This is a genomic window from Paenibacillus kribbensis (assembly GCF_002240415.1).
Taxonomy (GTDB): domain Bacteria; phylum Bacillota; class Bacilli; order Paenibacillales; family Paenibacillaceae; genus Paenibacillus; species Paenibacillus kribbensis.
In genome coordinates, this window is record NZ_CP020028.1 from 5,372,881 (window position 1) to 5,396,211 (window position 23,331).

General features: G+C 43.6%; 21 protein-coding genes. 7 read left to right on the forward strand and 14 right to left on the reverse strand.

Annotated features, from left to right (window positions below):
• Positions 1-309 precede the first annotated feature (309 nt).
• From B4V02_RS27055 to B4V02_RS26890, 5 genes are all read right to left on the reverse strand, one after another.
• The gene (locus B4V02_RS27055; protein ID WP_425270779.1) at positions 310-408 is read right to left on the reverse strand and encodes a hypothetical protein; all 99 of its coding nucleotides are present in this window, start codon (positions 406-408) and stop codon (positions 310-312) included.
• A gap of 96 nt (positions 409-504) precedes the next feature.
• Positions 505-1,245, reverse strand: coding sequence for a hypothetical protein (locus B4V02_RS23980; protein ID WP_167383785.1), 741 nt, complete (start codon positions 1,243-1,245; stop codon positions 505-507).
• 25 nt (positions 1,246-1,270) lie between these two features.
• Positions 1,271-1,600 (reverse strand): tyrosine-type recombinase/integrase, encoded by a 330-nt coding sequence (locus B4V02_RS23985; RefSeq protein ID WP_094156708.1) that lies wholly within the window; start codon positions 1,598-1,600, stop codon positions 1,271-1,273.
• 239 nt (positions 1,601-1,839) lie between these two features.
• Positions 1,840-2,112, reverse strand: a complete 273-nt coding sequence (locus tag B4V02_RS23995; RefSeq protein WP_094156710.1) for a phage integrase N-terminal SAM-like domain-containing protein — start codon at positions 2,110-2,112, stop codon at positions 1,840-1,842.
• Positions 2,113-2,385: 273 nt separating this feature from the next.
• A complete protein-coding gene (locus tag B4V02_RS26890; RefSeq protein ID WP_244188401.1) occupies positions 2,386-4,740 on the reverse strand; it encodes a P-loop ATPase, Sll1717 family in 2,355 nt (784 codons plus the stop codon).
• A 1,307-nt stretch (positions 4,741-6,047) separates the two neighbouring features.
• On the opposite strand from B4V02_RS26890, the gene B4V02_RS24005 reads away from it, so the two are divergent.
• Positions 6,048-6,290, forward strand: a complete 243-nt coding sequence (locus B4V02_RS24005) for a hypothetical protein (RefSeq protein ID WP_094156711.1) — start codon at positions 6,048-6,050, stop codon at positions 6,288-6,290.
• A 198-nt stretch (positions 6,291-6,488) separates the two neighbouring features.
• Here B4V02_RS24005 and B4V02_RS24010 read toward each other — a convergent pair whose 3' ends face one another.
• Both B4V02_RS24010 and B4V02_RS24015 read right to left on the reverse strand, forming a co-directional pair.
• Positions 6,489-6,656: an aspartyl-phosphate phosphatase Spo0E family protein gene (locus B4V02_RS24010; RefSeq protein WP_094156712.1), complete on the reverse strand. Its 168-nt coding sequence runs from the start codon at positions 6,654-6,656 to the stop codon at positions 6,489-6,491.
• Between the two features lie 223 nt (positions 6,657-6,879).
• The gene (locus tag B4V02_RS24015; protein ID WP_094156713.1) at positions 6,880-8,277 is read right to left on the reverse strand and encodes a helix-turn-helix domain-containing protein; all 1,398 of its coding nucleotides are present in this window, start codon (positions 8,275-8,277) and stop codon (positions 6,880-6,882) included.
• Between the two features lie 413 nt (positions 8,278-8,690).
• On the opposite strand from B4V02_RS24015, the gene B4V02_RS24025 reads away from it, so the two are divergent.
• The 3 genes from B4V02_RS24025 to B4V02_RS24040 all read left to right on the forward strand — a co-directional run bounded on the left by B4V02_RS24025 (position 8,691) and on the right by B4V02_RS24040 (position 10,397).
• Positions 8,691-9,137 carry an AbrB/MazE/SpoVT family DNA-binding domain-containing protein gene (locus B4V02_RS24025; RefSeq protein WP_068502702.1) on the forward strand — a complete coding sequence of 149 codons (447 nt, stop codon included), beginning with the start codon at positions 8,691-8,693 and terminating at the stop codon, positions 9,135-9,137.
• A 598-nt stretch (positions 9,138-9,735) separates the two neighbouring features.
• A complete protein-coding gene (locus tag B4V02_RS24035; protein ID WP_094156716.1) occupies positions 9,736-9,999 on the forward strand; it encodes an AbrB/MazE/SpoVT family DNA-binding domain-containing protein in 264 nt (87 codons plus the stop codon).
• On the forward strand, positions 9,996-10,397 hold the full coding sequence (locus B4V02_RS24040) for a type II toxin-antitoxin system death-on-curing family toxin (RefSeq protein ID WP_094156717.1): 402 nt from the start codon (positions 9,996-9,998) through the stop codon (positions 10,395-10,397). Before B4V02_RS24035 ends, B4V02_RS24040 begins: the two co-directional genes overlap by 4 nt.
• 74 nt (positions 10,398-10,471) lie before the next feature.
• On the opposite strand, the gene B4V02_RS24045 is transcribed toward B4V02_RS24040, so the two are convergent.
• From B4V02_RS24045 to B4V02_RS24070, 6 genes are all read right to left on the reverse strand, one after another.
• Positions 10,472-12,439 (reverse strand): BglG family transcription antiterminator, encoded by a 1,968-nt coding sequence (locus B4V02_RS24045; protein ID WP_094156718.1) that lies wholly within the window; start codon positions 12,437-12,439, stop codon positions 10,472-10,474.
• Between the two features lie 45 nt (positions 12,440-12,484).
• Positions 12,485-15,160, reverse strand: coding sequence for a mannosylglycerate hydrolase (gene mngB / locus B4V02_RS24050; protein WP_482811887.1), 2,676 nt, complete (start codon positions 15,158-15,160; stop codon positions 12,485-12,487).
• A gap of 43 nt (positions 15,161-15,203) precedes the next feature.
• Entirely contained in the window at positions 15,204-16,316 is a 1,113-nt protein-coding gene (locus tag B4V02_RS24055; protein ID WP_094156720.1) for a PTS fructose transporter subunit IIC, read from the reverse strand.
• Between the two features lie 98 nt (positions 16,317-16,414).
• Complete coding sequence (locus B4V02_RS24060; protein WP_007428194.1) at positions 16,415-16,732, reverse strand: PTS fructose transporter subunit IIB; 318 nt, start codon at positions 16,730-16,732, stop codon at positions 16,415-16,417.
• Entirely contained in the window at positions 16,733-17,188 is a 456-nt protein-coding gene (locus tag B4V02_RS24065) for a PTS sugar transporter subunit IIA (RefSeq protein WP_094156721.1), read from the reverse strand.
• Between the two features lie 112 nt (positions 17,189-17,300).
• Positions 17,301-18,194 (reverse strand): helix-turn-helix transcriptional regulator, encoded by an 894-nt coding sequence (locus B4V02_RS24070; RefSeq protein WP_094156722.1) that lies wholly within the window; start codon positions 18,192-18,194, stop codon positions 17,301-17,303.
• Between the two features lie 130 nt (positions 18,195-18,324).
• Here B4V02_RS24070 and B4V02_RS24075 point away from each other — a divergent pair, with 130 nt between their 5' ends.
• The 3 genes from B4V02_RS24075 to B4V02_RS24085 all read left to right on the forward strand — a co-directional run bounded on the left by B4V02_RS24075 (position 18,325) and on the right by B4V02_RS24085 (position 22,218).
• Positions 18,325-20,586 carry a glycoside hydrolase family 127 protein gene (locus tag B4V02_RS24075; protein WP_094157079.1) on the forward strand — a complete coding sequence of 754 codons (2,262 nt, stop codon included), beginning with the start codon at positions 18,325-18,327 and terminating at the stop codon, positions 20,584-20,586.
• 527 nt (positions 20,587-21,113) lie between these two features.
• The gene (locus tag B4V02_RS24080; RefSeq protein ID WP_094156723.1) at positions 21,114-21,617 is read left to right on the forward strand and encodes a hypothetical protein; all 504 of its coding nucleotides are present in this window, start codon (positions 21,114-21,116) and stop codon (positions 21,615-21,617) included.
• A 28-nt stretch (positions 21,618-21,645) separates the two neighbouring features.
• Positions 21,646-22,218: a phage terminase small subunit-related protein gene (locus B4V02_RS24085; protein ID WP_244188402.1), complete on the forward strand. Its 573-nt coding sequence runs from the start codon at positions 21,646-21,648 to the stop codon at positions 22,216-22,218.
• On the opposite strand, the gene B4V02_RS24090 is transcribed toward B4V02_RS24085, so the two are convergent.
• On the reverse strand, positions 22,140-23,243 hold the full coding sequence (locus B4V02_RS24090; RefSeq protein ID WP_208618693.1) for an RDD family protein: 1,104 nt from the start codon (positions 23,241-23,243) through the stop codon (positions 22,140-22,142). The two genes, B4V02_RS24085 and B4V02_RS24090, sit on opposite strands and share 79 nt — an antisense overlap.
• Positions 23,244-23,331 lie beyond the last annotated feature (88 nt).

Genomic DNA, 23,331 nt, shown 5'->3' on the forward strand with positions numbered 1-23,331 from the left:
AACTCTTAATTAACAACATTTTCTAAAAGTCTTTTTGGTATCTTATAGAAACAAATCTCGTAGAAAGCAGGATTTTTTTGACGAACAAATAGACGACTTTATTGGGGCACCATCAGCAAAATTCGGATTTACAACGATAAGCCCATTTCCTAAGAATTTCCCCGTTTTGAACAACGTTAAGAATGATTTAGTGGGTCTTAAAGAATCTAATGAGATCACTTTCTCCGAATTAAAATGGTATTCTCCTAGCAAATTAATTTCTCTCTAAGGGGAATGTTCTTTCATTGCTGCAAAAAAAAGGACTCTCATTTACGAGAGTCCAGAAATTTTTCTATTTGTTGTCTTATCCACATAACACTCCACGATATGTTCCCCACGGAAAGAAGTCAGCTCCTCACTTCTACCCATGTCCGCATCACGAACGATTTGACCACGTATCTCATTGCGCCGTATCGCGCTTCTGGTCCGCGATTGAGAACTACGTCTCTTCCTTTCTGTATGATGTCATACTCTAAAATCGAATGATGCGTGCTCTTTATCATATCTACCGTCTAGTAAAGAGATGTTCATACGAAAGAATTTGTTAAGCAAAATTGCAAATGATCTTAGAAAGTGTTCACTGAAACCAGAAAGTAAGAAGAAACTATTCTCAAAGCCAAATTTTGAAGCTCCTTCTCCAAAATCTTCAAAATAATTATAGCCTACTACCTCATTAGCCACATCTTCAATTTTAGTCGTTACCCCATTCATAGGAAGCTTCATAGCTACTTTATCATTCACATGTGCAAAATTGTGGACTATTGAATTCCTCAAGATAGTGCACTTTTTCATATACCTCCATTCAGGTGATTGATTCGGAAAATTTATTCCTGCAACATTCGTAATATACATTCTTGCCGTCTCTATTGTAGGTCCTTTGATATTTGTATCGTTTTTAAAAGATTCAATACTGGTAGAAAGCCCTTTTGTTTTCTCTAAAATTCTACAGATCTTGATGAGAATATGTTCTAAAAATGCATAGAGCGAAACAAATATTGAATTTCTTAATGTTATAGGAAACCAATACGATGCAGTATCCATACCATAGAAATCGTAATCATCGCCTTCGTGGGTCACTACATAATGTGATTCTTTCACCATATCCTTTATTTGAAATTCATTAACTTCTATAAAACTAGATGTCTGCTTTAAAAACTCTCTTACTTCAAATTTCAACTTACCAAAATCACTTATAGTGTTATTCAACTGTAAATCAATCTCCTCATTTATTCTAAGTCCAATGGTCATCTATAATATTTGAAGTTCCATCCTCTTTATAGTGACCCATCAGCATGGCCACCTTTTGCAAATCATTACCCGCTACAACCAGATCATGGCCAAAAGTATGTCTCAGCACATGACAGGGCAAGTTCTTTATCCTAGTCCTGTTTCTGTACTTCCCGATCATATGCTGCATTGCTCTAACGCTCAGCTTCGCTGATCGCTGTGAAACAAAGACATATGGACTCGAATCATCCCTCTTCTGAGGGTAAGCTTGGATAGCAGCCCTCAGTTCTACGTTGATCGATAGCTCCTTATCCTTATCCCCTTTACCGTGAATATAAGCCGTGCCTTTTCGTTAAGTCGTCAAGCTTCAAATCACACAGCTCATGAACACGGAGTCCCAGCCGGAGCATGGTAAGCACAATCGCGGTATCTCTCTTTGCATCATACAGCCGATTATCCCGAAGCTCCCTCAAAAGAGCATTTTGTTCATTTCTCGTCAGCCATTTAGGTAGCCGACGAGTTGCTGGCGGTTTTTTAATCGGACCAACTGGATTATCAGGTATATACCCCCGTTCAGCAAAAAAATCGAAAAATAGCATTCAGTTGCACGAAGCGGAACTGCATGGTCGATGGCTTAGCTGGACTCCCATTTAAACAACCAGATTTTAACATATACCTTTTGTAATCGGATATATCCTTCTGAGTTGCATAACAGGCATCCGTTACCAATGGATCGGCTACACGCATCCATTTCTCAAATGCATTCCAAGAAGCCACATAATTTTGAATCGTTTTATCGGCTTTACCAAGTTGCTGAAGATGATTCAAAAATTTCTCAAACATCATTTGTGACCCTTTCCATTTCTATGTATAGAGAAGATGACGAGTTATGAATTGTCTCCCTTGAGCACTTCAGAATCACGCAGGATTTTCCATCAGTTTGACAAAGTCTTCCGTGCTATTAACTGTTCGAATAGCTCAACTCAATTAAATCCTTGTACTCAAATTCACCAATGTTCCTCAACAAATCACAGCACAGAAAGAGCTTTACGCTATGATTTGTTGAAGGCTGACTAATAAAAAATACTGCCTCTACCGTCTAAATAACTTAATGCCGATTTATTCTTTTATTATTCCAAGATACTCATGGAAAGCCGGATTTATTTTGAACTTTTTGGATTGCCCAGTAATCACTGAGTGTCTCTGCGCAAGTTTGTTTGTAATCTTTGCAGGCTTTTTGTCACTGTAATATTCAAATTTATTTGGCCCTACTTCTTGTCCAAGAAAAGTCATTTCGCATAGTATTTGTATCAAAAACTCCAGATCTTCTTCTGAGTTGATTTTCAAACAATCTTCTACTTCCTCCTGAGTCAGTATTGACTTTTGTCCAACGAATTCATATAAGATTGATTCAAGATCCTTTACCCTTTTTCCGTTCTCAGGGAAAAGTGACTGTAACGCATACTCTGAATATGCGTATTCTGCAGTTTTAAAATCCTCTTCCTCCACTATTTTATGACCTCTATTTACTGCTTCCTGAAGAATTACTTTAAATAAGAATATGATGTCGCGTGGTCGGGGGATGATTAAATTCTGAACATATTCCTTTAGTGGAACCCCGTCGACTGTTTCACAAAAATAATCTCTCCAAAATGTTTCTGGGCTTGTAATCCCATTGCTACTATAATCAATGCGCTTCTCAATAACCCGGAATAACAACTTTGAATCTGACCAGTTTAAATATTTCGTCGCGATTTTATCTCTTTCCGGCGCATGACTCATAATCCTTGAAAATATATCACTTCTCAAAAATACTATTAAAGATAAATTGACTTGTTCATGTTTATAGGTGTTTCGCTGAAATTCTCCAGTTATTTTATGGATAACATTTAAAAGTCCAAAAAGTAGATCACTTAAATTACTTAGATTAGCACTATCATTCCAACCTTTGTCCAAATTATCAACTAAAATCTTAACACTCTCTTTTTTTCGTAGAACGTTTCCTAAATGCGTTCTTAGTTGATGAAGCATGTTTTTATGCAAAAATTCACTGACTTTTGAACGTTGCTGTTCAACACTATCAGATTTATTGATTGCCTTAAGATCTCCAACCACATTTTCTAGTCTAAGTGTAAAATCTGCATCAATAAGTCTTTTATTAGATCCTACAAAGTCCTCAAAATTTTTTTCGTCTTCAGTTTTCTGATAATGAAGAGGTTGATTGTTTAAATATTCATAGTACTGTCTTGCAATTTCAGTATAAATCAAATACTTCCAAATACTCTCTATAAAATGCCTTTGCTCCGAACTATATAGCATTTGCTCCATAATCCCTAAAACGCCCTCAAATTCATGTCCTTGAGGTTGAATAGGAACCACAAAATTTCTTTTATCTAAGGACATTATATTTTTTAATTTAATTAAGTTTGCAGTCTTACCGGTCCCCTTCCTTCCTACAAACAAAATTTGCTGTGCATTTAATGCTTCTTTAAATTCAGCTGTTTCTATGAAGTACTCCATTAAATCTTGATTTTCATTTTCAGCCACATAATCTCCTAATACAAAGCTGGATAATTTCCCTGCAGCCTTTTGTTCTGCCTTATAGTCTTTATGCTCTCCAACCATTTCACGATATTTCTCAGTAATAGGTTCCAACCATTTTTTTACTATACTTTCGCATCCAATCGCATTTTCATGTATTTGAAGATCATCATGATAATCTAATGGTCGTTGAAAGGGAGCATGCGCAAGTAATAATGTATTTATTTTCATTCCTTTAGAAATCCCTGCGATTAGCGCTTTTCTTGCAACATCAAGTTGGCTTTCTTTTTCACTATCAATAGAGTGAAAGTGTATAATCACTCCAAAAGCATTTGGCAACAAGTTTAAATACCAATTTAACGGCTGACTACCTTCATAGGGATCATCTATTTTCTTGGGAACCGGCAACTTGTTTATTAGACTATTTAAAGAGGTTGATGCACTTGTATTAGCTTCACATTTAAGGTAAAGTAAGCTCTTGTTCACATCTCCCTCCGGGATAATTATATTTGGTGTATCAGTATATTCATAAGGAATATCAGTGAAAAATCTATCAAAAAGCTCGTTTGCATTTTGATAACCTGCATAGCCAATTGTTGTTAGAAGATTAAAACTTTTATAATTGGACGTTGCCTTAACATGGGTTGTGTTAAGTGATATCCAAATCTTCTTCTTATGAGCAATAGCATAACCCAATTCATAAAGCACATTATAATTGAGATAAGTGAGATCACACATAAACAAATCACATTCTTGAATCGCTGTCAAAATATCACTTATAATAAACTTTCCACTAATAGAGTAGTTTTCCCAAGTAGTAATTGTAATATTATTTGACGATGAATCATTTATTTTTTTAACCGCTGTTCTTATATCTTCCAAAAGATCTAACTTTTGACTCGAGTAAGCATAAAAAGCTTTTTTTATTCTCATATGCATTATCCTCCTCTAAACCCAACCTTCTTTTAACAATAATACTAACTGAATACTAACTGAATACTGACTGCTTATGGCCCGTTCTTAACTTGCATATGATTTTCATGGTAGTATATACCTACAATCTTCTCCTCCATAATCTTCTTTTTTTGATTCTAATATACCATTCTTTTCCGTTTTAGTCCTATTTAAAATCCAAATTGATTTACAAATATATAAGTAGCTTCTGCACCGCCTGCAAGAGTTACTTTTTTGCTATTCTGATTGGCTTGCCGGAAAAACTTGCTGATTGGGCTAAATATCATTTATAATGATGACAATATGAAATCTATTAATTGTCTCTGTTGCATGAGCAAACGGAGAATAGGGACAGCTCTACTGAAGAGCTGCATTGAATTATTATTTGGGCGCAAAGCTACCGAATACCAAATTTGGAAGCCAAAAGCACTTTTTTTCTTTGCCGCCTTTTAGGATCGGTGCGAAGAACAGAATTTTACAGATTAAGCACAAGTCTATTTTTGCATGCCCTATTTAGGCATGTTCAAAAGGGCTTTTTTTTGCTTACAATCGATTGTAGAAGGCATTTTATGCCACCATAATCGGATTTTTTAATATACAGGTTGCTTCGGCTCACATCGCAAACACTAATAGCAAACACTAATATCTGAAGATATTTAACATGAGAATTATGAGATTTTGACAGACTTTATGAAGCGGAAAAAGGTTTGTAGAAAGATGAATCCTGCATTTTTGTTTAGGTATGACTGTTGAAATGGCCAATCGGATTTTTTGATTGGCCACATATTTATGACCAAGACCATAACTCCACCACAAAGTCGCTTTCGACTATAGATGGTTGAAAAAGTGGAGTACGAATTAGTGCATCGCCGGGCACTGATCGCAGTTTTTCAATCGGCACGAAGTGATCTAACCCGAAGGATCGGACACGTTGCGATAAGCCGTTAGTGGCTGGATCGCTGGGAGTCGTATGCAGAAGCATACGCCAGTTAGGGCTGTACTCCAACAAAGATTACTCATATTTGCGAACTGAATATGATGGGCCGGCGTTAGAGAGAAAGCGTGACAGCGTAAACCTTATCAGCACTTTTTTATTCACCTAAAAAGGAGAAGGGATAAAGCATGGGTCAAACATAATTGGTGTTACAAAACGCAACTACCGCACCCTATAATCTCGTATTCCTACAAGTTTTCAGGTGGAAAAATAAAACTGATTGCAAAAGGGCCCCTACGGTTTCTTGATGTAAGACACAACAAATCTATTAAATTTGAAAGGGGTTTTGTACATGCAACACAACATTAATGAACTCATTCATTCCGCCTTTGTCTGGGCAACACACGTAGACTGGAGCGGAGCAATAAACAACACCTTCGATTGGCTCGACAAAGCCATTGTTGTTATTGAACTTGTTCTTGTTGCAAAGACACACGATAAGGACACGCCTCCTAAGGACCATCAAGGTTCTCCAAAAAGAAGAAGTAAACGAAATAGCTCTTATCGATATCGAAAAGGGATACGCAAAAGATAATTGTGATTGTTCAGAGAACTGCTCCTGCAGATGCAGGAGCTGCTTTTTTGTTACCTTCTTAATTACATTTTATGACATGAGAAAATGTATATAAATATCATCCAAGGCATTTTATAGAATAATTAAGATCGTTATGTGGGAAGGGTAAAAGTTTTGCATAAGAAGGATGTGGTCTCTGACTGAACATAGTGAGTTAACCTATTTATTCTGGTACATGCGATTGTGCTGATTAATTAGTTCGTCCAAAATCATAGACTGCTCAAGTACGCAAACATGTCCGAAACCATACTGTTCGTACAGGTCATGCAATCGTTGCCGGGCACTTTCCATCTGTTGATTTAACGTTAAGGGTTCATCTACGTTCATACCTTCAACCTCCTAGTGAATCTCATTTTAGGAGGTAATGAACAAATACATTATGATCATTTTTTACTCAAAAACCACAAAATATAACAAAAAAAGACCAGCATGAAAGCTGGTCAGTAGGTATTGAATGAATAACTTGTATCACATTCCACCAACGTGATCTTGCGGTGTTAACCTGCCAGAAGTCGGATTCTGAGCTGGTACTACGAATACCAGTAAGCAGCTAACCGTCACTAAGATTAAAGCCATCTTTTTTATCATTTCTATCCCACACCTCCTCATGCATGGATTGGAACTGAGTCTGTGTTTCAGGAGCCGCATGTGTACTAAAACGGGAAAATAGCCCAACACAATTGGTAATAAGTAGCCCGTGATTAATTGTAACAGCTTTTTCAAAAGCCTTTATTAAACATTTGAAACCATATGGATATCTACCTTTATTTAGGCTGTATTTAGCCAATTTGTACCAAAAACGAACGTACTGTTGTGGTAAGAATTGCTGTGTATACGTATCAGAAGATGATGGTTCCCGATATGCTGCAATTTGGGGTTCAAAGCGCTGAAGGATATGATCGACATTCATATTATATCGGTTGGCTGCTTCAATGATGTTAAGAAGTTCAGCGAAGATTTCTTTTTCACCAGCCATGTACTCTACGTAATCCGGCAGTACGCTGATATCTCCAGACATAAGTCTATTAACATAGGTATTAATTTTTGCCCATTGCTGATATTGCCGCTTCCAATAAAGTGACTCAGGATCGTTCTCCTTTACCCAGCTTAGATCAGCATAACAATGAATATGTTCTAATGCCTGCTCATATTCTCCTCTTGCATCACAAGCATTAGCACACAGCAACTCAGAATAAGCTATGTAGGTAAAAAGCGGTTTACTTGGACTTTTTTTCGGCTCTGTTTCTATTCTCTTAGAGTTATGAGCTAAATTATATTGAATCTGTGCTAATTGGCCCATTTGATATGAAAATTCAGTAACCTTGTCCCACAAGCTCAATGCTCTATATACGTTTGCTAAATCTTTCAAAGCATCCAATTGATCTATCTCGTTTAAACGATGGACAAACGACTCAAACTTAGTTGCCGCATTCAAGTTAAGATTTCGATCTTTCCCTATCCGGATGATGAACAGTCGATACTGGCAAACTGCTAATCGCTCTGAATGCTGCTTTCTTTCACTTTCAGCCACATTTTCATAAAGGAGAGCCGCCGCGTCCTGGTAAGCTTTTTGGAAAAAGTCCTCAGCCAGTTCAAAAAGTAATGGTATGTAGGTAGGAGTATCTAGCAACAGACTCACAACGCTTTGTATGCAATCCAAACGGCCAAGCTCCGCACATCGATATAAAAATGGGCTTGTTTTTCGCCAATTCAGGGGTGATTCTTTGATGCACTCTTCAATGTAACGTTCATAAAAATAGTCTGGTGATAATCCCATCCCGGCAGTAATACGATCCAGTTGATTAACAGATATAGAACGATTCCCTGTGACGATGCCACTCACTGTACCTACATTTAAATCAGTGATATGACCAAACTCGGTCATAGTTATGCCTTGCTGTTTCAAATATCTTTCAATCTCTGCGCGTATCATAGGTGTGATTTCCATGAATAAACCACCCTTTCAATATGAACTTTGGAATGTGCAAATTTAATCAAAAGCAAAAATTGTAAAACTTATAATATAATTGAGTATTTGTATGTTTTCAATATACCATCTTTTGGTACAACAATAAATACTTTTATAGGAGATCATTGGATGATGTACGCAAAAATGACAAGAAATCTAGAGTCTTTTGGTAGAGTGGTAATCCCCAAAGACACACTCACTACGTGTAACATTGTTCCGCATGATTCTGTGGAATTTTTTATAGATGCTGAATCGAGGACGATAGCCCTGCGCAAATACTCGGGACACTCTTGTACATTTTGCAATTCAAGCGAAGAATTAAGCCACTTTAAGGGTTCCCTGATATGTAAAAACTGTACGTATACGCTCAAAATCATTTAGGAGGATATCAAATGAAGAGAACAGGTATGACACGTCCTTTAGATACGTTAGGCCGGATTGTTATTCCCAAAGAAATCCGGGCCTCGATGGGAATTGAAATTGGCGACCCTTTAGAATTTTATCTGGATACTGAATCTGGTTTTATGGGTGTTGGAAAGTATAACGGGCTTTCCTGTAAATTATGCAATTCGACCCAGGATTTAAGCTATTTCAAAAGTTCACTTTTATGTAAGCAATGTATACTCGACATGAAGGGGAACGTAGGTGTTAGTCCCGTTCCTACCCCTGCTGTTAAGGAACCTGCGTATAAAGAACATAAAGTCCATCGGTCTTCATTACAATTGCTTAAAAGTCTACAACAGCTCATGCGTGAACATCCAAAAGCCAAGCAGAGCGAATATGCCGTATGGCTTGGCGTGTCACAAGGCCGAATATCTCAGTTGAAAAAATTATTATAGGAGTATCGTTCGGATTTTAAAGTAAATACCTTGGATAATCATGTGCAGACATTCCATCCTCATGGATTTGTTGTATGATGATACAATAAGAATAGCCGTGATGCTAGCGTACATCACGCAGCCGTTCATCGTCACGCAAATCATAGGTAAAGCGCTCGTAGACAAATGTCAGCAGCCTGTGCACCGCCAAAAAGAGCCGATCAGACTGCAAACGCTCTCACTCGGTTTCCGCCATTTTTTTGCTAACAATATGCAGCAAAATATAATCTAGCTCTCCTGGGGGACAAGTGATATCAAAGGCTTGTTCCATGGTCTACCAGATTTCAGTCGATCAAAAGCTGGAATTCGAGTTTACTGTGCAACGGGTATAAACAAAAGCCAAGCCCTTCCACTTCTCTCATGAGAGGCTGGAAGGGCTTTTGTACATTCGATTAGCTGGTAGCCAGATTGACATATGCCCGCATTCCTCCGGGTATTCCCGGCAAAAGACTGATACTGGGTCTCCGGTATAAAAACTGAATTAAAAGATATGTTTAAATACCACGAGAACATGTATAATTGTTATAACAGTTGAAAAATATAATAAGGAAGACAAAATATGGGTAAGGTGATTGGAATGGAGCGTAAAATTACTAAATTCGGAAATAGCTTAGGGATTACGATGACAGAAGCCATTAAGCAGCTCGGACTGGGCCTGGGAGATACAGTTCAGGTTGAAGTAGATCACACGAGCGGACAAATCATCATACAAAAATCGAACAAAATAACTCTGCCCTCGGGGTTAAGTGATGATTTTTTTGAAACCCTTTCTCAAGTAATGGATTCATATGACGAAACCCTCAAAGGACTTAAGGATAGATGAGTAGCATTCGTTTCTTAACCATTCCAGAAGTTATAGCTATTCATGTTGCCATGATTGAAAGATACAGTAAAAGCGAACAAATCGGCTTCAAAGATATCCGTTTGCTTGAGTCTGCTGTTCTACGTCCTCAATCATCGGCATTTAGTGAAGATACTTACCCCACAATATTCAGCAAAGCAGCCGCATTATTTGAATCTCTAGGACAAAACCATCCTTTCCATCATGCAAATAAGCGAACGGCTTTTACTGCATTACTCATGTTTTTGCGCTACAATAACTTTCAATTTAAAATGGATCAGAAAGCAGCTGAAGATTTTACTGTCGATATGGTTAATCATAAATTTTCGTTGGATCAACTCGCTTTATTAATCGAGCTTCACTCATCCAAGCTACACTAGTGAACCGAAAAAAGAGATCGCGAACGATCTCTTTTATATTGCTTCATATCATGAGACTACAGGCTGGTCAGCTCTCAATGAAAATCATTGCTCTTCACCGCAAGCACCTGGCGGGCGATTAGCATAAAGGCATCAAAGGAATGGCAATGCTTTAATCGTTCCAGCGTTTCCTCCTGACGGATCAGCTCTACAAACAGATCATAGATTCCCATGGCCTGCTCATAGTCCTCTTTGCAGATCGACAGCAGGAATACTACGTGGACCTCATGGTTGGCATCCCATCGGATCGGGTTTTCCAGCAAGCATACGCTTACGACCGTTCGATTAGAACTGAGCTCCAGGGGATGGGGAATAGCCATGCCTCGATCCAGTGCAGTAGAACCCAGCTTCTCCCTCTCCTTGACTGCTGGCAGGAACTTGTCGGTCACAACCCCTTTTTGCTTTAAAATACCGCTCATTTCTTCAATAAGTGCATCCTTGTCCGGCTGATCGGATCGGGTCATAAACCATTCCTTGTCAAAATACCGCAGCAGTGAAATTTCCTGCTCCTCGTCGCTGGCACGCACCATCCGCGTCATCGTCTCCATATCCCGTTCCGAAGGAATCGGGCTGATCACCGCCGACGGCTTGTTCTTGCGCTGCTGCAAGTGAATGGTCGATACGATGAGATCTTCATCGACGGCAGGCATTTCCTCATATTCTCGAAGTGAGACCACGCGGGATACGTCCAGCTCGGCAAACAGGGAACGCAGTCTGGATTCCAGAATGCGGGCGGTTCCGTAGCCGGAGCCGCATACCAGCAGCACCGTTTTGCGACGCCGATGGGGAATATTGTATTTGCGCTCCAATGCTGCGCCGATATGAAGCGCCAAATAACCGATTTCGTTATCGTTGATGTCATACGGAAACGATTTTTGCAGTTCTTTAACCGCACCCACTGTGATCTCATAGGCCAGCGGATAGTATTTGCGGATATGTCCAAGCAGCGGATTGCGCATGTTCATGCCATGCTCCAGTCGGGTCAGCATCGGCTTCAAATGCACAAATAAATCCCGGGACAGCCGTTCATCATCACGCAAATCATAGGTAAAGCGTTCGTAGACAAATGTCAGCATCCCGCGCACTGCCAAAAAGAGTTGGTCAGACTGGAGACGCTCCCACTCGGTTTCCGCCATCTTTTTGCTAACGATATGCAGTAGAATATAATCCAGCTCTCCTGCAGGACAGGTGATGTCAAAGGCTTCTTCCATCTCACTCAGAATGGTGGCAGCCAATTCCATATCCCGCTGACTGCCTGTCACGGTCTCAAAACGTTCTAACCCATGTCCTTCCTTCACTCGCAGCACCATGACTGCCAGATGAGTGATGAGATCCTTTAGTGCCAAATCAGCCATCCTGATGCCATGGGGCCGCAAATGCTTTAGGATAATGGTGCGGATTTGCGATAAGTCCAACCCCTGGAATAGCTGTTGTTGCCCCAAGGGCATACCGCTGCGTTGTCCCTCTTCATCGCGGACGTCAGCATATTCAGCCAGACAATAACGGATATTCTTCTCTTCCCCGATCACCTTCACACCATGTCCCGGCTTGGTACGCAGGGTGAGGCTATAATCCTCCAGAATCCGACGGATGATCTTGGAATCATTATTCATGGTTGCCCGGCTAATATACAGCTCGTCGGCGAGGTCTTCCATCTTTACATATTCCCCCGCATTCAGCAGCTTGAACAGCTCATACCGTATGCGCTCTTCCGGTGCTCCTGGTAACGGCTGATTTACTTCCGTTTCCTCCTGACCTTCCTCTGCGAGAAATCGGTATCTGTCGGGATCATCAACCAGGATCGTATAGCCGATTCCCCTCTTGGATTCCAGACGCGCTCCGTATTCATTCAGAATGCCAGCCAGTTTTTTAAAATCATCGCGGATCGTCCGTTCCGTAACTTCCAGCCGCTCCGCAAGTGCTTTGGTGGTCCAAGACCAGCCTTGATCGTTTCCACTGACGAGCTGGTACATCTTTTTCAAGCGTTTGTAGGGAAAAATCATGTAGAATCAAGACCTCCTTTCCGATAGCCGTATTTGGCTTCTGTGTTACTTCGATTCCGGGGTTACCAGTACCGTCAACAGCTTGCAATGCTCCAATTCCGGCAATTGTGCACCGTCCGCATCGGACGAGGCCAGCGCTTCTCCCTTGGAGCGCTCATCCAACGAGGCCAGCTCGTAGCGGGCCGATTTGCCAAATGTAATACGTGCGGTCGCGTTTTTATCCAAATATGGATTAAATACACGTACAATATAGCCCTCACTGTGCTCTGCTTTCTTGAATGCACTCAGGACTACACTCGAATCCTCGCCAAAAGACAGCAGGCTGTAGCTTTGCTCGAATATTCTCTCTTCGTCCCGGAAGGCAAATATCAACCGACCGTTCAGAAAATCAGATAGCTGGTAGCTGGACAACGGTGTTAAATATTCCTTGGCCGCTTGAGCAATGTCTGCCTCATCAAACCCGGACTCATGCACATGCAGGGCAAACGTGAATGAAAGCTCGCCGAGCAGCTGCGCATCTGGCGTTTCTACGATCTTTTCTCCCGAAGCACGTCCCGGACGGTACAGCAGGTTTTCCTTGCCCATAAACCCGAAAGTACGGAATAACGTCAGCGCTATTGTATCATGGTCAGGACCTATGATTTCATATTCCCGTACGCCTTCGGTCAGCACGGCTACTCCACGGGAACCGTCGTTCAGCGCAGCATAGCTTTGCATCGCTTCAATGGTAATCGGTTTTTCTGTCCACTGTTCCCGTTCCCATACCTTTACTTCCTCCAGCGTCGTCGGACGGGCGATGACCCCGAACGGTTGATCCGCAATCGATAGCCTGGAGGCAATCCCCGTATCGAATAGCACCCGCAATCGGTGACTCAGCACCCGATTGTCCACCTTCACCGAGAAGCGTATCAGGCGTTCGCCTTTCCGCAGGGACACCGACGCCTGTAGCGGCAGCATGGCGGAAGTCACAGCAGCGGCGCGTTCATTCAAATCATGCGGAACCTTTAGTTTCATCCGAAGGGACAGCTCTTCGGCTACCGGACTTTTCGAGGTGATGGTCTCTACATCAGCACCAAGCGAAGAAACGGTGAGGTCACGTTCCGGCGGAGAATAGTTGTAGGAATCTCCGTCATCTCCATTTTCCTCAAACACCATCTGATCCGCATACACACGTCCCGAGATTTTATCCGTAATGCGCAGTGCTCCGTTATCCTGTACAGCTACAGCATAGAATTCGTTCTCAATGCAGCTCCCGTTGCTGCGTTCTGCTATGGCATCCCCGGTCGAGCTGAAATCAAAAACAATCTGCGTATACCCCATAGCAGGTACTTCCTGCAGCTCCACCAGCAGCTTGGCACGGAATACACGCTCAGGCAGGTACACTTTTTTGCTCGGGTTCAAATCAATATGCTGACCAAGCACGTAGTCTGTCTGTTCAACTTTCTCCGTGATCGTATATGGAAGCTGCTGCCCGTTCGTATCCCGAACGACAAAGCCTCCTTCCGGCAAGTAAGCATCGATTTCCGTCACTCCCTTGCGTGGGTAGGGCAACGTATTAAAGATGGTAAAGGCAAATGTCTCCTCCTGCTTGATCCTGGAGGCAATCCATCGCTTGTGCAGCTCCAACAGATTTTCCGCGATATCCCGTGCCTGTTTGTAGCGAAAGGCCACATCCCGGTTCGTTGTATCACTGTTGCAGCCGCCGATGCTGTCGTGAGCCGCATTTTCAAACAACAGCTTCCATATATCCTTCACAATCTGATGTGGATATTCATGGCCCAGTGCATGACTGATCGACAGTACCGGCTCCAGCGTATTTACGATTAGATTCTCGATCTCGTTATTTTGCTGCTTAAGGTCTGCGCGTGTCGAAAAGATAGACTTATGGATACGCATGTGCTTGGCTTCCATAAGCTCTCCTTCCAGTACAGGAAGGCCCTTGCTGTCCTTTTCAATCTCTGCAAGGAAACGCTCCGGCTCATTCATCACATATTCCCGCTCCGGGTCAAGCTCGTTGAACGTGCGGATCAGTTCCGGCAGATTCAAGCGGATCGGCGCCTGATCGAAGCCGTTGGGAAAATAAACATGACGCGTGGATGCTTTCGCTTCCAGCGCACCGATTTGACTATCCAGATATGCTTCAAGCTCCCCCGGTTCCTCTGGAATATTGCCTCCATAGTAGTAACCGAACGGCATTTGCACGGCATACACCTGACTGCCATCTGATCCCTTCCACAAAAACTCGGTTTTTGGATTCGTATTGTCTGCCACACCGCGCCAGAACAAAAAATGCCGAATGCCGAACTCCTGATAAATTTGCGGCATTTGCGCCGACTGGCCGAAGGCATCCGGCACATAACCGACCTTCATCGCATGACCATATTTCTGCGCTGTCTCCATGCCATAATACAGATTGCGCACAATGGATTCACCGGAAATCACCAATTGGTCTGTCTGTGTATACCACGGCCCGGTCATCAGGCGCTTATCCGTCACAAGACGGCGAATGCGCTCCTCGTCTTCGGGACACCATTTGATATAGTCATCCAACAGGGACCCTTGGGCATCCAAAAGATAATATTTAAACCCGTCCTTCGTTTCCAACGCATCCAGAACCTCTTTCACATGCTTTACCAAGTAGACCTTGGATCTGGAAGTGGTAAAATACCACTCCCGATCCCAGTGAGTATGTGGAATGACATGCACTTTCGTACGGCTCATATCTCGATCTCCCTCCATGCTGTCTATCTTCTATCTAGTAAAATCAGTCAAATACCAGCTCAATATCTTCCCCGTTTTTCTTGACAGACGCTTCCTTCGTCTCAGACTGTTGCTCTTCCTCACGGAAGTTGACGAGCAGCGTACCCGCTACAATAATTAGCGCTCCTGTGATTCCTCCAGCCAGATATGCAAACGGAGTACCTACGGAGATTGCGCCATACAAACCGCCAATCGGAGGCATGATGACGTGTGCGCCCAGCAGAGCTGTTAGTGCGGAACCTGCGGCGCAGGCAAGCATGTTCAGTGGAATCAGCTTGGCAGGGTTACGCAGCGTAAACGGAATCGCTCCCTCGGTAATTCCGATAACGCCCATGATGACAGAGCCTTTTCCGGCCTCCCGATACGTTTTGGAAAAGCGCTTCTTCAAAATCAGGGTTGCAAGACCATAGCCCAGCGGTGGGATACAGATAGCAATATTGACGAAAATATTGGGCAAATACACGCCTGACAGGAATAACGCATTTCCCGCCATCCAGGCAGCTTTATTGACTGGACCGCCAAGGTCGAACCCGATCATGGCTCCCAAAATCAAGGCAAGCACCAGAGTACTGGTTCCACTTTCACTCATATGCTTAATCCAGTTGACCAGCCCTTCATTAATCGCACTCAGCGGCCCGCCCAAAATGACGGACATGAGAATTCCCGTTAAACCCACGGTAATCAGCGGCAAAATAATGAGCGGGACAGAGCCTGCGGCCGGGCCTGTGATCTTCACCTTGTTTTTCACCCACAGCGTAATATAGCCGGCAAAAAAACCTGCAATGAGCGCGCCCAGAAAGCCAGCGTTCGTCTCCTGTGCCAGCACGCCCCCGATCAGCCCCGCAGCAAGCGCAGGTTTGTCGGCTATGGAGTAGGCGATATATCCGGCCAGCACCATATTCAGGAGCCCAATTCCGCGCCAGCCTACATTTTCGACCAAATATAAAATATGAAGAAAGCCGCTCTTATCGGCGTATGGGCCAAAGTCGGTGACCCCCATTGTCAGGCCGATAATTTTACACACGGCCACAATCAAGGAGCCTGCAATAATAACCGGAAGCAGGTAAGATATGCCTGTCATCAGATGCTTTTTAGCTTCACTCAGCCATTTTTTCATCATGTTCTCCCCCATTTTGAATACTACTGTAATCCAACGGCTAATCGGATGGTTCCAAGTCAGCTACGCTGCTGATTCCCCGCGTCGCCTTCCTTGCCTTATTTTTGAGCAGAGATGGCTTCCACCGCTTTGGTGAGAACCGCTTCCGCATTGTTGACCGCATGACCGATTTTGACGCGAACAATTCTTTTATGTTCAAAACGTTCCGCATCCTTCACCGTCTGATCCGAGGCAATCAGTACAAAGTCCGCTGCTGAAATCTCTTCCTCCGTGAGCTTATTCACTTGTCCCAGTGCGCCCTGCTGCTCCACTTTAATATCGTGACCGAGTTGTGCCGCTGCTTTTTCCAGTGCCTTTGCTGCCATTGGAGTATGAGCCAGACCTGCAATACACGATGTAACGCCTACAATTTTCATTTATGACACCAACCCTTCTGTATACTGTTCGAGCAAATGATACACATCGTCGCCATTCTTGGCGCCCGCTACCGCCTCTTTGAAGGAATCCTCCAAAAGCAGGGTTGCGAGTGAGGAAATAATTTGCAGATGGGATACATCCACAGAGCCTTTGGGCACCAAAATACTGAAAATATACTGGACAGGCTTACCGTCATGAGACGCCCAATCAATGCTGTTTTTCAATCGGATTACCAGAACCGCGGGTCTTGTGACCGCTTCGCTCTGTGTATGAGGTATGGCAAACTGATCTTGAAGGCCCGTCGAATACACGTTCTCCCGCTCCCATAAATCCCGCACCAGCTGCTCTCTATGGACGGTGACACCCAGCTTCTCCGCCTCCTGGGCAATAAATTCAAACACAGCCGATTTGGTCTCCAGCCTCTCATCCAGATAAATCTGTTCTCTAGTAATCATGGTGGATGTCTCTCCTCCCTTCTATCTATAAATAAAACGCTTACAAATTTATTCTAGCCGACTCTCCTCTCATGTTTTATCTATAAAATTTCCCTATCCAAGCGGAAATACGTTAGACATTGTTCATAAATGTTTTATGATAGGCATTCCGGTACTGCGAAGGAGTCATATGGACTCTCTTTTTGAACAAACGCATAAAATACTTCTCATCCGTGTACCCCGCTTCTTCTGCGACCTGCCTAATGCTCATATCCGTACGAGAAATCAGCTCCTTGGCTTTGTTAATCCGAATACTGTGAATGAAGTCCAAGGGTCTCATGCCTGTATTTTGCTTGAACAAACGTGAAATATAATCCTTGTTGTAATTGAATTTTCGGGCTATATCCGTCACCGTCAGCGGTTCTTCGGCATGAATCCGGGTCCACTCGATAATCTTGTTAAAGCTCACATTTCCCTGCGGGCTGACAGGACTGTTGATCAGACGACCGAGAGCCAGCTCGGATATTTCAATCAACAGCGAGGTGAACAAATAATTGGCACTGTGATGTGTGAGATAATGTGAGTTGGCTACGTGTAAAATTTGATTGACGATGATATGAATCCGATCCCCGTTCCCTGCCCGTACACATTGTGGTAAATAGATATCCCGCACCACGCCGTGACGCTGCAAAAGCCCCTCCATCGTATGGATTTCCTGCTTCATTTCCTCGTTAGATAATACATTCGGAGTTGCGGGAACGTCGAAATGAAACCAATAGAATTTAACCCCCGGCAACGATTCCCGGTATCCTCCATGTGTGCGGCCAGGATACAGCAGTACCATATCTCCTTCTCCTATCTCAAAATGCTCCTGTTCCTCCCGAATGTATACTTTCTCATGGACGCCAAGGATCAGTTCGAAGTTCTCTATAGAACGACTCATATGCTTCCATGGCACCTCGGAAATAAACTCGCCTGCCGAGATCAGCTGAACGGGTGCATCCACGTTTACTTTCAGATAAGTCATTTTATCGCCTCTTTAGGTTCAAGTTCGGATTTGTCCACCCATTGTATGGTTAGGCTACTGACATACCGCGATTGCAATGCTAATGTAGTGGAGAAATATACACTTTCATCTTAGCTAAGGGGCGATGATTTTGAAAGCACAAGCTTTTGACTTGCATAAAGTAAGCATTGATTCCGGTCCACTTTACCATGCGATGGAACTGAATGCCGCCTATCTGCTCAGTCTGGAACCGGATCGTTTGTTATCGCGTTTTCGTGAATATGCGGGGCTAGAGCCCAAAGCCGCTCATTATGAGGGCTGGGAAGCACGCGGCATCAGCGGACATACACTCGGTCACTACCTGTCCGGCTGTTCGCTGATGTATGCCTCCACAGGCGATGAAAGACTGCTCGAACGGGTAAACGATGTCATCGACGAGCTGGAAATATGTCAAAACAATCATGGAAACGGATACATTTCCGGTATTCCGCGTGGGAAAGAGATTTTTGAGGAGGTAAAGGCAGGGGATATTCGTTCCCAGGGCTTTGATCTGAACGGCGGCTGGGTGCCGCTATATACGATGCATAAACTGTTTGCCGGCTTGCGTGACGCCCATCTGCTGGCTCATCATCCCAAAGCTCTCCCCATGGAAATCAAGCTCGGCGACTGGCTGGAGGACGTATTCCGAGGACTGGATGATGAGCAGATGCAGCGGGTACTGCATTGCGAATTTGGCGGCATGAACGAGGTGCTGACCGATCTGGCAGAGCATTCCGGGGAAGAGCGCTTCTTGAAGCTGGCGGAACGCTTTTATCATGGAGAGGTACTGAATGACCTCGCAGACAGCCGGGATACGCTGGCAGGGCGACATGCCAATACACAGATTCCCAAAATCATTGGTGCTGCACGGCAATATGAAGTGACAGGCAAACCGCACTATGCAAACCTCTCCCGCTTTTTCTGGGATCGGGTTGTTCACAAGCATTCCTACGTGATCGGCGGCAATAGCTATAATGAGCATTTTGGTGAACCGGGGAAGCTGAATGACCGTTTGGGCGAAGGCACCTGTGAAACCTGCAACACCTACAACATGCTGAAGCTAACGCGGCATATGTTCGAATGGGACGCCTACGCAGCCTATGCCGACTACTATGAACGAGCGATGTTCAATCATATTTTGGCTTCACAGCAGCCCGTCGATGGGCGCGTATGCTACTTTGTATCGCTCGAAATGGGTGGGCACAAGACCTTCAATTCTCAATATGAGGATTTTACATGCTGTGTCGGGTCCGGTATGGAAAGCCACTCCATGTACGGTACTTCCATCTATTTTCATACACCACAAACGATCTATGTCAATCAATATGTCCCTTCTACCGTAACGTGGGACGAGATGGATGTACAGCTCAAGCAAGAAACGCTTTTTCCGCAAACTGGACGGGGAACGCTGCGCGTCATCAGCAAGAAGCCACAATCCTTTACAATCAAGCTGAGATGCCCGTATTGGGCGGAACAAGGCATGATCATTAAAATCAACGGGGAAGCGTTCACCGCCGAGGCTTGTCCTACCAGCTACGTGGTGATCGAACGAGAATGGAAGGAGGGAGATACGGTCGAATATGACATCCCTATGACCGTAAGAATCGAGGAAATGTCGGACAATCCGCGGCGGATTGCCTTTATGTACGGCCCGCTTGTGCTGGCTGGAGATCTTGGTCCTGTGGCACAGGAAGCCAACGAGGAGCACCTGCTGGCATCTGTACTGATCGGCTCGGCAGGTTCATTGACCTCCAAGCTGGTTCCTCACGAGAATGAGCCCAATACATTCCGTATGAACGACTTGGGCTATGTCGGAGACTTGCAGCTTCGTCCGTTTTATCAAATGTATGACCGTTCTTATACCGTCTACTGGGACCTTTTCTCCACGGAGGAATGGGCGTTAGCGGAGGCAGAATACCGTACCGCGTTAGCGTACCAGCTGGAGCTGGAACGACGTACGGTCGATGTTGTGCAGCCTGCGGAAATGCAGCCTGAACGGGATCATGCCTTTACTGGGGAACATGTAGGCCTGGGGTCCATCTATAACCGCAAATATCGCGATACATGGCCTGGGGGCTGGTTCTCTTTTGTGATGAAGGTCCTCCCGGATGAGCCTGTCCAATTAGCGGTAACCTATCTGAAGGACTCCGATCGTCCCCATCGTGACTTTGACATCACCGCAGATGGTCAGATGTTAGGAGAAGGCAAGCTGGAATCAGAGGAAATGAATAAATTTGAAACGTTCACCTATGAGCTTCCTCAGTCCGTGACGAGCCAAAAGAATGAAGTTACGATTCGATTCACAACCCACCCGCAAGGCAAGGTGGCGAAGGTCGCCGGATTGCGAGTGATCAGACATTCTATTGTAGGATAAAATAATTTATATAAATCTACTATAGCGCCACTACGCAGGCGGATAGTGCTTCCCATCGCCACCGCCCCCGGATTTCTGGATAAAGTTCTTCCATTCGGTAGAAATCCGGGGAAGGTGATGCTTCCGAAGCGAGCTTTCCTACGGAAAGCTTTGAAAGCGACCGCTTCGCTTGTACAGCACTATTCCGCCTACTCCGTTTTGATGTTCATCTTTTAAATTCAGCTTATTTAACAACAAGCAGATGCTTCTGTGAGCTATCTGCTTGTTACTGTTTAACAAGACCTGCAAGGCTCGTAATATAAAAATGCAGACGGTGCAGGACTTGGACCGGCTTATTGAATTGGATATTAAGTTGCAAAAGGATGAATTATAAGTATTATACCAACAGTTTCTATAATAATACCTAAAAACCTAATAAAGATAATATTTGAAAATAAATAGTAGATTTTACCTTCAAGAAATAGTATTATATATTTGCACATTACCATATATTGTACAAATATATAATTGGGAGGTAAGTTTAAACTATGAAGGGTATAACTAAACGCTTCTTTGCTGCTACATTGGTTGCTGCATGTATGCTCACTGTACCATCGGCTTTCGCTGCTGATGATGCTACAGCTACTTCTCCAGCAACATCGGACTCTGCGAATTCGCCAGTAGTTCATTTGGGGGCTGGAAATGGAGGCCATGTGTTTACTCCAAATGCAACTACACCACGAATTGAAAATCGGCCAATAAGTGGGACTACATATTTGGCTGATTTCGACATTAAAGCCAATTATGGTTATGTAAGAATGTACTTGAAGAACACAGGGAATAAAAAGATTTCCTTTACTATTAATCAGGGAAGTCCAGGCGGCAAGCAAAAGGCCTCCGGTTCAGTAGGACCCGGCGAAACATACAACGAAATAGTAAATGAAAATTCTGGTCCGTGGGCAGTAGGTACGTTCTATGTCAATTTAACATCTGGATCTTCTAACATGTCTGGACAACTCGGAGTTCGTATTAGTACTGATTTGAATTTTTAAAAGTTATTGTTTATAGAAAGGCAAGCCAATGTGGCTTGCTTTTTTTGTTGGGGGTGGTGATGATGTAGTGGCAAGAGAACGCAATCCCGAGCGGGACAAGGCAAAACAAATGTGGCTGGAGAGCGGCGGGACGATGAAGCTAAAAGACATCGCCGCCGCTCTTTCTATTCCTGAGGGCAGGGCCCGCAAATGGAAGTCTGTAGACCGCTGGCAGTATGAATTGAAAGGGAACGTTTTGGACTCTTCCTATGGGAACGTTCCAAATGGAACGAAAGGGAACGCTCCTAATCCAAGGGGAGCGCCAAAGGGGAACAAGAACGCTGTCGGCAATCCCGGCGGTGCTCCCCCCGGAAATCAGAATGCCAAAGGGAATAGTGGCGGTCCGGGTGGCCCTTTTCGTAATAAGAAGGCTCTTAAGACAGGCATGTATGAAACAATCTTTCTGGACACGTTGGAGCCGAATGAACAGGACACGTTCAATCAGATCCCTTATAGCTTCAAATATAATTGCTCATGTTCGCTTCACTGTATGTTCATTTCGCGGAAGCTGTCTCTAATTCTACGCAGCTCTTGCTGGGCTCGACCGTATCGGGAAGCGTAGGTCCAAGCAAGCACTTGATGATAGTGTGAAGGTGTTTCAATCGTGGTTACGTCATACATAATTGGAATGTCTTCCACATCTCCTTTGAGGGTAAATTCGATGGCTGGGTATCCATTTACTGCAATATTAGAAGCGTTCCCCGATTCTGGGTTCGTAAGCCCCGATTCTATATGATCTTGGATGATCTGGTTATACTCTTGAAGAGTCATACTGCTGTCGAAATCGTTTTTCGGTTCAGACAATACAATTAGATATCTTTCTGAAATTTTATTTTGAATCGAGATATCTGCATCTTCATTCATCGTATCATCCCGTGACCAGTTCCACGGGGCTGTAACCGCAAACTGATTATCCTTACTGATAAATACCTCGGGCTTCACGATTTGTGTAATGAGCGAAGAAATAAAGAATGCAGCATAGATAACCGAAATGATCGTCATCAGGATGATTGCCCCTGTGAAAATACCTGTTTTCTGTCTGTTCACTGCTCTCAAATCCCGCACCTTAACCACATATGTATTCGCAGCCATATCGCCAAGCCGCTGTTTTTTGGGTGTCGCCAGCACACATACACCGGCAGGCAAGCCCAAGAAAAAAAGCGGATTCGTATCTACCAGCTGTATGAGGGTGCGGATCAACGATTTAACCAGACCCGGCGATCTTCCTTCTCCATTCACAACTTGAATACGAAGTACAAACTTGCCCAGCGTATAGCCTGTCAGTCCTTCCAGCAATAAATAATAGCAGAAGGAGCCAATCAGGAAGATACCCAATACCATGCCCATATTTGGGGTTTCCGCAGCAGCTGCCTTTTTTACCACAAAATAAACCAGTCCTTCATATCCGAAAACGATAAGAATAAAATCAATTATCCAGGCCGCCCATCTTCTGAAAAAAATAGAGGCCCCGTATGTTTCCGATAATACTGCCATCTTGTCCGGTTCTCGTCGATCGTAGCTGCCATGAGTCGCATACTCTCCCGGAGCTGCACTAGATGGATTTTTCGTTAAATCATGTTCCTCCAAATGATACACCCCTGATGTCAATTTAAATTCCAGTTAAATTTAACCATTGACATCATTTCTTTGTCAAACTCAATTACAGAAAAAAATC